Annotated in this window: 12 protein-coding genes; 5 read left to right on the top strand and 7 right to left on the bottom strand. The window is 40.3% G+C overall.

Annotated elements, in window-relative coordinates; translation table 11 throughout:
- Nucleotides 1-80: 80 nt before the first annotated feature.
- The 6 genes from aroB to PSE60_RS19670 all read right to left on the bottom strand — a co-directional run bounded on the left by aroB (nucleotide 81) and on the right by PSE60_RS19670 (nucleotide 5230).
- Nucleotides 81-1169 (bottom strand): 3-dehydroquinate synthase, encoded by a 1089-nt coding sequence (gene aroB / locus PSE60_RS19645; RefSeq protein WP_272666511.1) that lies wholly within the window; start codon nucleotides 1167-1169, stop codon nucleotides 81-83.
- A 45-nt stretch (nucleotides 1170-1214) separates the two neighbouring features.
- The gene (aroK, locus tag PSE60_RS19650) at nucleotides 1215-1736 is read right to left on the bottom strand and encodes a shikimate kinase AroK (RefSeq protein WP_004906592.1); all 522 of its coding nucleotides are present in this window, start codon (nucleotides 1734-1736) and stop codon (nucleotides 1215-1217) included.
- A gap of 507 nt (nucleotides 1737-2243) precedes the next feature.
- Nucleotides 2244-3308 carry a transporter gene (locus PSE60_RS19655; RefSeq protein WP_210836435.1) on the bottom strand — a complete coding sequence of 355 codons (1065 nt, stop codon included), beginning with the start codon at nucleotides 3306-3308 and terminating at the stop codon, nucleotides 2244-2246.
- Complete coding sequence (locus PSE60_RS19660; RefSeq protein ID WP_272666512.1) at nucleotides 3301-3849, bottom strand: hypothetical protein; 549 nt, start codon at nucleotides 3847-3849, stop codon at nucleotides 3301-3303. Before PSE60_RS19660 ends, PSE60_RS19655 begins: the two co-directional genes overlap by 8 nt.
- Complete coding sequence (locus PSE60_RS19665; RefSeq protein ID WP_210836438.1) at nucleotides 3842-4387, bottom strand: PilN domain-containing protein; 546 nt, start codon at nucleotides 4385-4387, stop codon at nucleotides 3842-3844. Before PSE60_RS19665 ends, PSE60_RS19660 begins: the two co-directional genes overlap by 8 nt.
- 3 nt (nucleotides 4388-4390) lie before the next feature.
- Nucleotides 4391-5230, bottom strand: a complete 840-nt coding sequence (locus PSE60_RS19670) for a pilus assembly protein PilM (RefSeq protein WP_272666513.1) — start codon at nucleotides 5228-5230, stop codon at nucleotides 4391-4393.
- A 116-nt stretch (nucleotides 5231-5346) separates the two neighbouring features.
- Here PSE60_RS19670 and mrcA point away from each other — a divergent pair, with 116 nt between their 5' ends.
- Entirely contained in the window at nucleotides 5347-7863 is a 2517-nt protein-coding gene (gene mrcA / locus PSE60_RS19675; RefSeq protein ID WP_272666514.1) for a peptidoglycan glycosyltransferase/peptidoglycan DD-transpeptidase MrcA, read from the top strand.
- 156 nt (nucleotides 7864-8019) lie between these two features.
- Here the strand turns inward: mrcA and nudE are convergent, their stop codons facing one another.
- Nucleotides 8020-8571: an ADP compounds hydrolase NudE gene (nudE, locus tag PSE60_RS19680; protein ID WP_210836441.1), complete on the bottom strand. Its 552-nt coding sequence runs from the start codon at nucleotides 8569-8571 to the stop codon at nucleotides 8020-8022.
- A 326-nt stretch (nucleotides 8572-8897) separates the two neighbouring features.
- On the opposite strand from nudE, the gene PSE60_RS19685 reads away from it, so the two are divergent.
- The 4 genes from PSE60_RS19685 to pckA all read left to right on the top strand — a co-directional run bounded on the left by PSE60_RS19685 (nucleotide 8898) and on the right by pckA (nucleotide 14201).
- Complete coding sequence (locus tag PSE60_RS19685) at nucleotides 8898-10991, top strand: IgaA/UmoB family intracellular growth attenuator (RefSeq protein WP_272666515.1); 2094 nt, start codon at nucleotides 8898-8900, stop codon at nucleotides 10989-10991.
- 64 nt (nucleotides 10992-11055) lie between these two features.
- Nucleotides 11056-11466 (top strand): ribosome-associated heat shock protein Hsp15, encoded by a 411-nt coding sequence (hslR, locus tag PSE60_RS19690; RefSeq protein WP_272666516.1) that lies wholly within the window; start codon nucleotides 11056-11058, stop codon nucleotides 11464-11466.
- Nucleotides 11467-11505: 39 nt separating this feature from the next.
- A complete protein-coding gene (gene hslO / locus PSE60_RS19695) occupies nucleotides 11506-12378 on the top strand; it encodes an Hsp33 family molecular chaperone HslO (RefSeq protein WP_004263166.1) in 873 nt (290 codons plus the stop codon).
- Nucleotides 12379-12581: 203 nt separating this feature from the next.
- Nucleotides 12582-14201, top strand: coding sequence for a phosphoenolpyruvate carboxykinase (ATP) (pckA, locus tag PSE60_RS19700; protein ID WP_272666517.1), 1620 nt, complete (start codon nucleotides 12582-12584; stop codon nucleotides 14199-14201).
- The last annotated feature ends 62 nt before the right edge of the window (nucleotides 14202-14263 follow it).

The raw sequence follows: 14263 nt of genomic DNA on the forward strand, positions 1-14263 counted from the left end.
ACCGTATAATTTAACGACTTTAGCGAACATCTACCAGTAACATTTTAAAACGCCAGTAAAAATTCGAGTTTTTCTTCGTTTTATGACATACAGGATGATATTGCCGCAATGACAGTCTGCGTATCAACATCTGAACGCATTTCCGAATGGCCGATAGTGGTAGGTAAAATTAAATGTAGTTTTCCACCCATCACTTTTTTATCTCGCATCATATGTGGGAGATAATCATCGGGCTTCATTTGTGACGGGCCTGTGACGGGAAGTGATGCACGCTCTAAAAGTGTGACCACTCGCTGTGTTTGTTCAGGAGTAAATTGACCAAGTAACTCAGCTGTTTTTGCAGCCATAACCATGCCAGCAGCGACAGCTTCACCATGTAACCAGACGCCATAGCCCATATGCGCCTCGATAGCATGGCCAAAAGTATGGCCTAAGTTCAATAGTGCACGTAACCCACTAGTTTCTTTTTCGTCTGCCGCAACGACTTGTGCTTTTAATTCACAACAACGGCGAATACAGTAGGCCATCGCGTGGTCATCAAGAGTAACGAGAGCATCAATATTATCTTCTAGCCAGCTAAAAAAGTCACTATCGAGGATAATGCCATATTTAATGACCTCAGCTAAGCCAGAAGCGAGTTCTCTTGGTGGAAGTGTTTTTAAACAGTTGAGATCAACCACAACAGAAGCGGGTTGATAAAATGCACCGATCATATTTTTCCCTAATGGATGATTGACAGCGGTTTTACCACCGACAGAAGAGTCCACTTGAGATAATAAGGTCGTAGGAACTTGAATAAAACGCACTCCACGCTGATAACTTGCTGCTGCGAAACCGGTTAAATCGCCAATGACGCCCCCACCAAGAGCGATGAGGGTGGTGTCACGGTTATGGTGTTTTTCAAGTAATGCGGTAAATACATCATTCATAATGAATAATGATTTGTATTGTTCACCGTCTGGTAGAATGATGGTATCAACTTTTACACCTGAAGATTCAAGAACATGCTTTATCTTATCGAGATAAATAGGGGCAAGAGTTTCATTTGTCACAACCATTGCTCGTTGACCTGCAGTTAATGGCCAAAATGCATCCGTTTGTTGATATAAGCCGGGTGCAATATTGATTGGATAACTACGTTCGTCTAGAGTGACGGTGACTTTTTCCATCTTGCTTTACCTTAAGTTCATTTTTGAAAATAACACCATGAATAATTAGTTTTTTTCTAATAGTTCAATGATTTGGCTGGCAACAACTTTAGCGCTTTGCTCATCAGTATGAATAGTAATATCAGCAATTTCTTCATACATCGGATTGCGTTCGTCAGCCAGTTTCTCAAGAACTTCACGCGCAGGTTCGTCAACTTGTAATAGTGGACGTTTTTTGTCACGTTGTGTACGAGATAATTGTTTCTCAATGGTGGTCTCAAGATAAACAACGACACCGCGAGCGGATAGGCGATTACGGGTCTCTTTGGACTTAACAGAGCCACCGCCTGTTGCTAAAACAATGCCTTGTTTCTCTGTAAGCTCATTGATGATTTTTTCTTCGCGATCGCGAAAGCCTTCTTCACCTTCAAGGTCGAATACCCAGCCTACATCTGCGCCAGTGCGTTTTTCTATCTCGTGATCAGAGTCGAAAAACTCCATATTAAGCTGTTGAGCCAACTGACGGCCAATAGTACTTTTGCCAGCACCCATTGGTCCAACCAGAAAGATATTGCGTTTCTCTGCCATGTTTTTTGGTATTACTACGATTATTCGTTAATGATTACCCGCCCCGCCAATCAGATTAGCGGCGGGACCTAAACTGAAACCTCATAAGTGATGATGTGAGATCAGATAAGAAAATTATCTCAATACATCAACCTGAATTGCAACTATATAAATATGGCACTAAGCAAGCAAAGTGCCATATTTAAAATTGCAGGTTTCTATATTTGAGCCGTCTATGTTGTCTAATGCCTTGTTTATCATGGTTTTTAACAGTTTCTAGCTATTGGTATCAGCAAGTTATTTCTGTTAAGTGTAGAGCAACATTAATTGTGGCTGTTTTATAAGCGACTGACAGCTTGTTCTTTAATCTACGGATAGTTAGAACACTCAATGGATAACCTTGTATGCTAAAACGACGTCAGCGTCAAATTTATCCGGTAGGTTTATGGCATAAAAAATATTTTTTTTTGTCATCTTTGACTTATTGCTTATTCAACTATTTGAAGTATATGCGTTATTTTTTCTATATTAAATATTGATAAGTTTTGGTGTTATAAAAACGATAAGGACACGTTTATCTATATGCTCTGCCGTATTTGTGAATAATGTACCTAGAAAAGGAATGTGAGATAAAAAAGGTAACCCCGTCTCTGTTTTTTCTTGTTTTTGTTGAAAAATTCCCCCAAGGATAAGGGTTTCATTATTTTTGATAGTAACGGTCGTTGCGATTTCTTGCTTATTGATGGCCAAGTGATGATGTTGACTGCTAGTGAGTGCAGTATCAGGCGAGTTATGACTAATTTTTAGATTTAACTCAACTTTTTCATCACGCACAATAGCGGGAGTGACATCCATTCCGAGTACAGCGTCTTTAAATTGTACGTGCGTTTTCTTTTCATTACTGGTGACATAGGGGATCTCTGTACCTTGCTGAATACTTGCGGGTTGTTGGTGTGAAGCAACTAAACGAGGACTCGCAATAATAGAAAGCAAATTTTCTTTTTCTAATGCTTTAAGTTTCATTTCAAGTAAACCCTCTCCAAGGCTAAGAACATTGAAGGAAAATTGCCCGGATATTGAAGAGTAACGGTTGTAACGATGTAAATGATTAGTGCTCAGATTTCCCCCTGCCATCATTCCCCATTCTAAACCCAATTCTTGTAATGCAGTTCGGCTGCTACTAATGATATGTGCAGTGATTTGCACTTGTTTATTCGGTATATCTTTATGTTTTATCCATTCATCAATCAGTGCTAACCGATCTGGAACATCTTTAATAATAAGACTGTTTGTTGCGATATCGTGATGGATAGATGCATTTGTTGATAATAATGAAGTATCAGGGTGTTCTAATAGGAGGCGAACCTCTTGGGCATTGACTGAGACTAATTTAAATATTTTTTCGGTTAGTAGTGTTTTACTTGGTGCTATTGGCGCTATTGTAATCTCTGAGGTGGGCTGATTTTCTATTACCAAAGGTGGGGTAAGTGGTGCAAAAGGATCTCTAATTTCTTCGGCAGAGACTAAAAATGAAGACAAAAAGAAGAGTCCCCCAATAATTATCATGAGAATGTTAGTTAGTGAGTTATTCATTATGGTTATCATCCTTGATGGCGAGAGTGTCGTTGAAAAATGAAAATGAGATGGCGGTAATGATAATTCCTTGTTTTAAATGTATTTTTATATCTTGGAAATGCCATCTCTGAGTTTGAGGAAGAGTAAGAAGCTGCTCTATAACGTGATAAATAGCAGCAAAATTGCCTTGGAACTCCATAAAATAGGTATTGATATCTGTGGGTTGCAATTGATTAAGTGTGACTGAAGAACGAGAAAGTAAAGTATTTAACTGTGTAAGTAATTCAAGAGGTGCTTCTTTAATATCAATTGATTGCTTTAACAATTGAGCCTGCTTTTCTAGTAGTTGCAACGAAGGTGAGTGGTGAAGAGTTTTTGTTTCTTTTGCAATTGCTTCAATTAAGCTCAGGTTCTCAGTAGCTAATTCCATAATCTGATTTTGATTTTCTTTCCAGTATAAAAAATACCCAGTAATGATACAAAGAGCCATGAAGAACCAAACCGGTAGCGTTTGTTGCCAAAAAGGGCGGTACCAAAAAGAATGTGTAGATTCACTCATCGAGCTCCCCTTGGTATTTGGCAGTTAGGTGTAAACGGTTTAATTGATTCACTCGGCTGATTTTTTTCAATTGAATATCACTTAAACCGGGGTGTCTTTTAAGCTGTACGCCGAGTGAATTGATATCTTGAAAATCATAACTGTTAGCTTTGATCTCTAGTTTGTTATCCATTAACTGTAGATTTGTTAGCCAACTTTTGGGTGGGGTTATAGTTGGAAGATTTTGTAATAGCCTAAGTAAAAATTGGTTATTTTCTATGATGCTATCTACTTGTCTTTTTTTGTTCATCAAACGGTTGAGCTGTGTTTGTTGAGCCGTGATCTGCAATGTTAATTGCTGTATCTGTTCATATTGCAGTTGGCTATTATGCTTTCTATTTTTTAGGTCATCTATTTCAATTTTTTGAAATAAAAGTAAAAAAATACAAGCTATAATTACTGAACAGCAAACTACAAAGCAAAAGAGTAAAAACTCTCGTATCTTCTTTTTTATTTGCCGTTGGCGCCAAGGGAGAAAATTAACTTGGTATAGTTCCATCAGTTAAATATCTCCATGACGTAAAGCAAGGCCGGCAGCAATCACAAAATCCCCCAATAATTGCGGTAATTTAATATTATGCTGTTGAAAAGCCTGACGTAATTCCCAGTGATGAGCAACCTTAGCGGTGTGATGAATATGTTGATGATCTGTAATCAGGTAGATAGGCGAAGTAGGGGGAGTATCGTCTTGATCAAGAAAGGGCAGCAAGTGGGAAAGTGTCGGTATGTCGGTATCTTGTAGATGGTTGTAATTCGCTGGTTGGCTAGTTGGCCCTGACCAAAGCCATTCACCTTGTCGATAATGAATAACCCAACATTCATCGGGTAAACTCGCATTTCTTGCGACATAACGTAAAGCTATGGGGGCGACATCAATAGCAAGTAAGTTAAACCCGCTTTCTGCAAATAGATTTTGCCAAAAGGTAATATCTGACTGGCGAGCTGCGTTAAAATGAACTTGTTGTTTGATGACGCGATAGTCGATGACCAGCTCTTGGGCGTGCATAGAAAAACGTTTTTCAGCTTGAGATTGTAAATACCACCCTAATTCCGGTTGTGGCAATTTGATTTCACTGGGTAATGAAATTTGTTGTTTTATTGTACGAACGGCAGGTAATGCGAAGGATACTGAACACTTTTTAGGTAATTTCTGACGCCATTGTAATAAAATATCCAGTAAAATTGCATACTGCTGATGGCTAGAATTATCCGTTAATTCGAATGGTAATTGCTGCTGCCAACATTCACATAAATGCCAGTATTGTCTGCGCCGCTTTGCAGCGACTAGCTGGATTCTATCTCGATATAGGTCGATCCCAATGTTCCATTTTGATGTATACATAGTTAATTTCCTTATCATTAACAAATAAATTACGTTTTCTATTGTGCTGTATAAGCTTTATACTGTGTGTTAGTGATATCTAAACCCTCTTGTTAGCCGAGCATGGGAATTTTCCGGTGAAGTTCGTAAAATATTTTTTTATTCTTGTTTTCTGTTGCATTTTTTTGGGAACCGCCTCGATTTATGGCATGTATAAATATGTCGAAGGTGAGTTACCCGATGTCGCGACAATGAAAGACATTCGTCTGCAAATTCCAATGCAGGTATACAGTGCGGATAACGAATTGATTGCCCAATACGGGGAAAAGCGTCGTATTCCTTTACCGCTGGCAGAAATTCCTCCTTTAATGATAAAAGCGTTTATTGCAACTGAAGATAGCCGTTTTTATGATCACCATGGGATTGACCCTATTGGTATTTTCCGAGCTGTTACTGTCATGGCTTCATCTGGTCATGCTTCTCAGGGAGCCAGTACGATTACTCAGCAGCTCGCGAGAAACTTTTATTTAAGTCCTGAAAAAACTTTGATGCGTAAAGTGAAAGAGGCTTTTTTGGCTATTCGCATTGAGCAGCTTTTTACTAAAGATGAAATTATGGAGCTGTACCTGAATAAAATTTATTTAGGTAACCGTGCTTATGGCGTTGGGGCGGCTGCGTATGTTTATTTTGGTAAGACAGTGGATGAGTTGACGCTTAGTGAAATCGCGATGATTGCGGGTTTGCCAAAAGCGCCTTCTACATTTAACCCGCTGTATTCTTATGACCGTGCGGTAAGTCGTCGTAATGTGGTTCTTTCTCGTATGTTTGAGGAGAAATACATTACTCAAGACCAGTATGAACAAGCAAAAAATGAAAAAATAGTTGCTTCGTATCATGCGCCGAAAATCGATTTTTCTGCGCCGTATTTAGCCGAGATGGCACGTCAAACCTTGTTTGATAAATATGGTGAAGATGCCTATACCGATGGGTATAAGGTTTACACTACGGTGATCCGCAAAGATCAGGAAGCAGCAACAACCGCAGTTCGTAATAATTTGATCGACTACGATACTCGCCATGGCTATCGCGGTCCTGCCGAAGTTTTATGGAAACAAAATGAAGCGGCTTGGACAGCAGAGCAGATTGTTGAAAAATTGAAGAAAATGCCTGTTTATGGGCCATTAATGCCAGCCGTCGTGACATCTGCAACGGCTTCAGAAGCACAAGTGATGTTAGCTGATGGCTCGCAAATCCCAATTACGATGACCGGAGTGCGTTGGGCACGTAAATTTATTTCAGATACTCAGCAAGGCGCCGCGCCAAGAGCTGTAAATGCAGTGATGCAAGTGGGTGAGCAAATTTGGGTTCGAAAAGTTAAAGATAACTGGTGGTTAGGGCAAGTGCCTGATGTAAATGCTGCATTTGTTGCTTTGAATCCGAATGACGGTGCAATTATTGCGCTTGTTGGTGGTTTTGACTTCAATATGAGTGAGTTTAACCGGGTTACCCAATCATTACGCCAAGTTGGTTCGAATATTAAACCTTTCTTGTATACCGCTGCGATGGATAAAGGCCTGACATTATCATCATTACTTAATGATGTGCCGATTAGTCGTTGGGATGCGGGCGCAGGTTCTGATTGGCGTCCTAAGAATTCACCTCCTCGATATGATGGGCCTATTCGTTTGCGTCAAGGTTTAGGTCAATCAAAAAATGTTGTGATGGTTCGCGCAATGAGAGCCATGGGTGTGGACTATGCCGCTGATTATTTAACTCGCTTTGGTTTCCCTGCGGAAAATATTAACCGTACAGAGGCGTTAGCGCTAGGTGCGCCATCATTTACACCAATGCAAATGGTTCGTGGATATGCCGTCATGGTCAATGGTGGATATTTGATTGACCCATATTATATTTCGAAGATCGAAAATCATAATGATGAGGTTATTTTTGAAGCCAATCCTAAAATAGCATGCCCTGATTGCACGAATATTCCAGTGATTTATGGGGATACTGAACGTACTATTGCGAGTAAAGGTATGGATGATGAATCTACCGAAGAAGTGACGCAATCGGGTGATAATACTGTCATACAAGAGCCGACAATGGAATTAACAACGGCATCTAACTTAGACGGGAACTCTGGTGACCAATATGCGCCTCATGTGATTAATACCCCACTCGCATTCTTAATTAGGGATGCGATGATGACCAATATCTATGGCGAGCCTGGTTGGTCTGGTACGGGTTGGCGTGCAGCGAGAGACTTAGGTGGTCGGCGTGATATTGGTGGGAAAACAGGAACAACGAATAGCTCGAAGGATGCTTGGTTCTCTGGCTATGGTCCAGATGTTGTTGCTTCAGCATGGATAGGTTTCGATGACAATAGGCGTACTCTAGGTCGTGGTGAAGCGGGGGCTAAAAGCGCACAGCCAATGTGGGACGACTTTATGAAGTCTATTTTGGATGGAGTGCCTGTGAAAACAATGAAGCCACCTAAAGGGGTTATTTCCGTATCCATTGATAGCCGGACAGGCAAGTTAGGTTCTTCCCGTCGTGAGTATTTTATTGAAGGAACAGAACCGAAAGAACATGCAGTACAAGAGGTAGGCACGACAATTTCTACGGAAGGTGGGGCTAGCCAAGAGCTATTTTAAAATTATTGTTGGCTAAACTCTCTCAATTAGCACCCCATTGTTGATTAAAAACATGGGGTGTTTTCTATAGAGACATTTAATATATCAGAAGGTTATGTGCCGATATTAATAATTGGTTATGGAAATCACATGCAGCTGATACAATAATAGGTGTTTTTACTTACCACTTTTTAGGTAACGTTCTAGATAGAAAAGTGCGCTAATATTCCGAGCTTCGTTGAAATCAGGGTGTTCCAGTAATTCCATCATTCGAGATATTGGCCATAGCTCTTGTTGTAGAGGTTCAGGCTCATCTCCTTCGAGTTTTTCACTGTATAAGTCTTGGGCGATAAGAATATTCATTTTGCTCGAGAAGTATGATGGTGACATCGTAAGCTTGGCAAGCTGAACAATGTGATTAGCGCCATAACCTATTTCTTCTTTGAGTTCACGTTGGGCTGCTTCAATGGCGATTTCACCGGGGTCGATAGCACCTTTGGGAAAGCCTAATTCATAGCTTTCAATCCCGACAGCGTATTCGCGAATGAGGATGAGGTTATCACCCATGATAGGAACAATAAGAACCGCTTCACGTTTTGCGGGCCGCATTCTTTCATAGACTCGCTTTTCGCCATTACTAAATTCGAGGTCAACTGATTGAATGCTGAATAATTTTGATTGAGCAACATCTTGAATATTCAAGATTTTAGGTTTTTTTAACTCTGTCATAACGATTTCCGAACAGGATGAGTGAAATCTATTGCTAAAAGCATATTTCATTGATTTACGAGACGCGTTTTACTTAGCACTGCCCGTATTTTGAAATCATCGTACAACTATGACCTATATCAAAATAAAATGATAGATATTATCGAGTCGATAAAATGCTGTTAGTATAATCGTCGTTCAAAAATAGCACGGATAAATAAATAAAATATTTTTTTACAAGATGTTGTAATTTAAAATAAAAATCCTAAATAGAATAGGAATTGGCTTATTTTTAGAAAGCCTGAGGGTTGATATGCTTTTCTTATTCATTTTTCATTGGGGAAACAATGCTAAACCATGTCATTATAACGGCTATAATTGTTATTAGCCTGACTATAATGGCTTCCTTCCTATACTTTAGGCGGGGGCGGCATTCTGGTGTCTATCAAATACCTTCTGTAGCGTCACCATCATTTAGAAAAATGATTGATTCAGATTACCAAACCATCTCTCAGTATTTAAATTATTGCTCTACTGTATCAATAAATTCTTCTCAACATCCATGGCAAATCAAAAAAAATTCAACAATTGCAACAGTTTGTCACTCATTAACGCGTTTTAACTTACGCCAAGAGCAGGGAAATAGCTGGCGTTATTTTATTGATACCATTGAAGTTCAGCTCCCTTCACAGCTTGAACCGTTTTTGCAGCGCCAAAATGTCATGGAGATAGTTGAAACAGATCATTTACCATTGATTATTTCAATGAATAGTCACTCATTGAAAGATTTTAGTAGTGAATGGCAAACTGGCGTGCCACTCGATTCAATATTGCCTGATGCTGCCATTCAAGAACGTGGTCAACATAGCATTGAACGATTAAAAGTTCGTAAAGAGACGATAGAAGAGCATAGATTACACCATTCTACGGGCTGGCTTGGCGCTGCGATCGTTTGCCTGAGTTTTTTATTTGGTTATTTAACCCTCGTTTCAATCCCGTTATTACAGGAATCGGGGTTAGTGATTTCAATGATTACGTTTGTCATTGGGTTACTTGTTCTTTTTCGCTCGAGGATGTTTCCTCGAAAATACCAAGATATTCAATGTATTCATGGTCAGCCAAAGCGTTGGGAACTTTATGGCGAGCTTGATAAAAAATATTCAACAAATACCTCTATTGCGGGGATTGATTTGCATTACCCCAGTCATTGGGGAAATTATTTAAAATACGAAGAAAACCAAGCCGTTAATATTGATTTTTATGCGACGGGTGAGGTGGTTAAACTCGGTAAATACCTTTCGTTGCATGAAGAAGAACGTTATTACCCATACAAACGGTTCAAGAAGAATGTATTGATGTTAGTTGGGGCATTATTAACGATGTCTCTGATATTTGCATATCAACCGATGGGGCTGCCGATAAAACTGGGTTTTGCTTGGTTAGGTGGTACAGAGAAAATCACGGTTGAAAACCCGAATGATCTCGTTGCTCGTCAGCTTAAAGTGGGGGATACATTAGTTGCCCAAGGTAAAGGGATGTGTTACCGCCCACCGAATTTGAATAAAGAAAACCAAGCTCAATTTGTACCGTTTGATTGCTCTGGTATTTATTGGAATGATGTTAGTTTACTGACTGAACCTCAATCTGAGGTTGTCGAACGCTCAATATCATTGCTTGATACTGTCAAAAGCCAATTACATCCAGACAAAAACTCAGTAGGGGTTAATCCAAGGTTACAGCGCGATATTATGAAATCAGGGATGAATATCATCTTTGATTTTTCGGCTATTATTATGGGAACAGAACAACTGTGCCATAATTCGGATAACTGCTTAAAATTAAAAAATGCGCTGACTAACCTCGGAAGTACAGAGGATTGGCCTACATTAGTAAAGAAGGCGTCCACAGGAAAATTAAAAGGGGCTCATGTTTTATTACGTGCGGGGAGCGCTGAGGCCTTGGAAAACATTGTGGAAGACACCATATATGATTTCATCAGGATAGAAATAGATAGAGAAGTGCGCAAACTTAATAGTCCGCCTCCTGGCGGTGTTTTATTAATTAGTGATGAAAATAAGCCTTTAGTCGATTCGATACCAGGAGCCTCTTTTAATGAGCTATCGCCATTACAGCGTTGGCAAGAATTGCAAAGGTTATCAAATCTTCTAATCAATACACCGTTCAATATTGAAGGGGTTATTACGAGTTTATCAGTAGATGCCAATGGCACATTGCAAATTGTGTTGCATGAAGAGCCCAATGCAAAAGTGGTGTCTCAGTATATATGTAGTTCACTTTTTATCCTATTTCTGTTGGTATGTGCGTTGTTAAATGGTTCGTTGATTGTGCTACGTGTTTTGAATAATAAAAAGCGTTTGCGTAATATCACAGAATATTATGATAAATGCTTTGAGGCTAATCCCCCTTCCTATCGTCGATAGTATCATCCCGAAAATAGAGGGAGCCTCTTCTTAGTTTGATTCAGACTTATGTTGAGGAGGCACCATGAATCAATCCACTATGGAACCTGTTCGCCTTGATAAATGGCTGTGGGCTGCGCGATTTTATAAAACGCGTGCAATTGCCCGTGAAATGATTGAAGGCGGTAAAGTTCATTATAATGGGCAAAGAACTAAGCCCGGGAAAATTGTTGAGCTGCACGGAATCGTTAAGCTTCGGCAAGGTAATGATGAACGGACGGTTGAAATCATGCAAATTAGCAGCCAGCGTAAAGGCGCACCGGAAGCACAGTTGCTGTACTGTGAAACCGTAGAAAGCATTGAGCAACGAGAGAAAATGGCACAAGCGCGTAAGATGAATGCACTTACGATGCCACATCCAGAGCGACGTCCAGATAAGAAAGAACGGCGTACTCTATTAAAGTTTAAACAAACAAATTCTCATGAGTCGTCTTGATGACGGCCTGAGCAACAGCCCGAGCAATAGAGAGATATTATGGCAAACCAAGACTTACTCCACCGTTTTTTATTTGAGCAACATTCCGTTCGTGGAGAAATGATCAGTGTTGATGAAACCTTTGAACATATTTTAGAAAACCATGACTACCCAACAGCGGTGAAAGGTTTGTTAGGTGAGTTACTTGTTGCTACCAGTTTATTGACGGCAACGTTGAAGTTCGATGGTGATATTACTGTTCAAATTCAAGGTGATGGGCCGGTTAATCTGGCGGTTATCAATGGTAATAATTTACAACAGATGCGCGGTGTTGCACGTGTAGATGGCCCTGTTGTGGCTGGTAGCACTCTGAAGCAGATGATTGGTAATGGTTTTATGGTGATTACCATCACACCGAACCAAGGTGAACGTTATCAAGGAATTGTGGCGATCGAAGGGGATTCAATTGAAGAAAGCATTGATGCCTATTTCCGCCAGTCAGAGCAATTGCCAACCCGTTTATTCATCCGTGTGGGTGAAGTGGATGGGAAACCCAGTGCAGGCGGCATGTTGTTGCAAGTTTTACCTGCAGCAAATGAAACAAGCCATGATTTCTTTGACCACTTAGTGCAACTGACTGCCACGATTAAAGGCCAAGAGCTGAGTACATTGGATGTGAAAGAGGTTTTACACCGTCTTTATCATGAAGAAGATGTCACGTTATATGACCCACAATCTGTTGAGTTTCGTTGTACTTGTTCAAGGGAGCGCTGCGAAAGTACATTAGCAACGTTACCGAAGGAAGATGTTATCGATATTTTACACAAAGATGGAAAAATTGATATGGAGTGTGAATTTTGTGGCTCACATTACGTATTTATTGAATCCGATCTTCAAGGGTTAAATAATGAGCTAAATCAGCAACTTCACTGATACGATTTAGCAACCTAATTATGTGACAAGGGTGCAATTCTGCACCCTTTTTTTATAATTTTAAAGCATTATTACGTGCTCTAAGTCTCATTATGAATTAAAAAAAATTATACATTTTCAATTCTTTGATAGCAATCGCTGTTAATTAGTCGTAAAGAATTATGATCATCCGCAGATTAATTATGTTTACCAGGAGCAATATAATGAGCGTTAAAAGCATTACCCTGAAGGAACTTGAAAAGTACGGTATTCATGATGTAGCTGAAGTGGTTTATAACCCAAGTTACGAGCTATTATTCACGGAAGAAACTAAGCCAGGACTTGAAGGTTATGAGCGTGGAACAGTAACTACTTTAGGTGCTGTTGCGGTTGATACAGGTATCTTTACAGGTCGTTCACCAAAAGATAAATATATTGTACGTGATGACGTGACTCGCGATACAGTTTGGTGGGCAGACCAAGGTAAAGGTAAAAACGACAACAAACCGATGTCACAAGAAGTTTGGGCGGATCTCAAACATTTAGTGACTGAACAACTGTCTGGTAAACGTTTGTTTATCATTGATGCATTCTGTGGTGCGAACGCCGACACTCGTCTAAAAGTACGTTTCATTACTGAAGTTGCATGGCAGGCACATTTCGTTAAAAACATGTTCATTCGCCCATCAGATGAAGAGCTAGTGGGCTTCGAACCTGATTTCATCGTCATGAACGGCGCGAAATGTACTAACCCGAACTGGGAAGCACAAGGTTTGAATTCAGAAAACTTTGTTGCGTTCAACTTAACAGAGCGCATGCAACTGATCGGTGGCTCTTGGTACGGCGGCGAAATGAAGAAAGGTATGTTCTCTATGATGAACTACCTACTGCCATTAAAAGGCATTGCATCTATGCACTGTTCTGCTAACGTCGGCGAAAAAGGCGATGTCGCCATTTTCTTTGGTTTATCTGGAACAGGTAAAACCACACTTTCTACCGATCCAAAACGTAAGTTAATTGGTGACGATGAACACGGTTGGGATGATGACGGCGTATTCAACTTTGAAGGCGGTTGCTACGCAAAAACGATCAACTTATCTAAAGAAGCTGAGCCAGACATCTATGGCGCTATCAAACGTGATGCGTTATTGGAAAACGTGATGGTGTTGGCAGATGGTACTGTTGATTTCAATGATGGTTCAAAAACGGAAAACACCCGTGTTTCTTATCCAATCTACCACATTGACAACATTGTAAAACCTGTTTCTAAAGCGGGTCATGCAACAAAAGTTATCTTCTTAACCGCAGATGCATTTGGTGTGTTGCCACCTGTTTCTCGTTTAACGCCTGAGCAAACGCAGTACCACTTCCTGTCAGGCTTTACCGCGAAATTAGCAGGGACAGAGCGTGGTGTGACGGAACCGACTCCGACATTCTCTGCATGTTTTGGCGCTGCATTCTTATCATTGCACCCAACACAATACGCTGAAGTATTAGTTAAACGTATGGAAGCGGCTGGCGCGAAAGCTTACTTAGTGAATACAGGTTGGAACGGTACAGGCAAACGTATCTCCATCAAAGATACACGTGCCATCATCGACGCTATTTTAAGTGGTGATATCGAAAAAGCGGACATGATTAAACTGCCAGTGTTCGATTTAGAAGTCCCAACAGCATTACCGGGTGTGGATACCAATATCCTTGACCCACGTAATACATACGCAGACAAAGCACAGTGGGATGAAAAAGCGAAAGACTTAGCGGAACGCTTCGTGAATAACTTTGATAAGTACACGGACACGCCAGCAGGTGCTGCACTGGTGAAAGCCGGGCCAAAACTGTAACTAGTTTTGTGAATCAGCAAATATTAAAGGCTCTACATCAGTAGAGCCTTTTTGTTGTGAAA

Source organism: Providencia sp. PROV174 (assembly GCF_028480685.1).
GTDB classification, from domain to species: Bacteria; Pseudomonadota; Gammaproteobacteria; order Enterobacterales; family Enterobacteriaceae; genus Providencia; species Providencia rettgeri.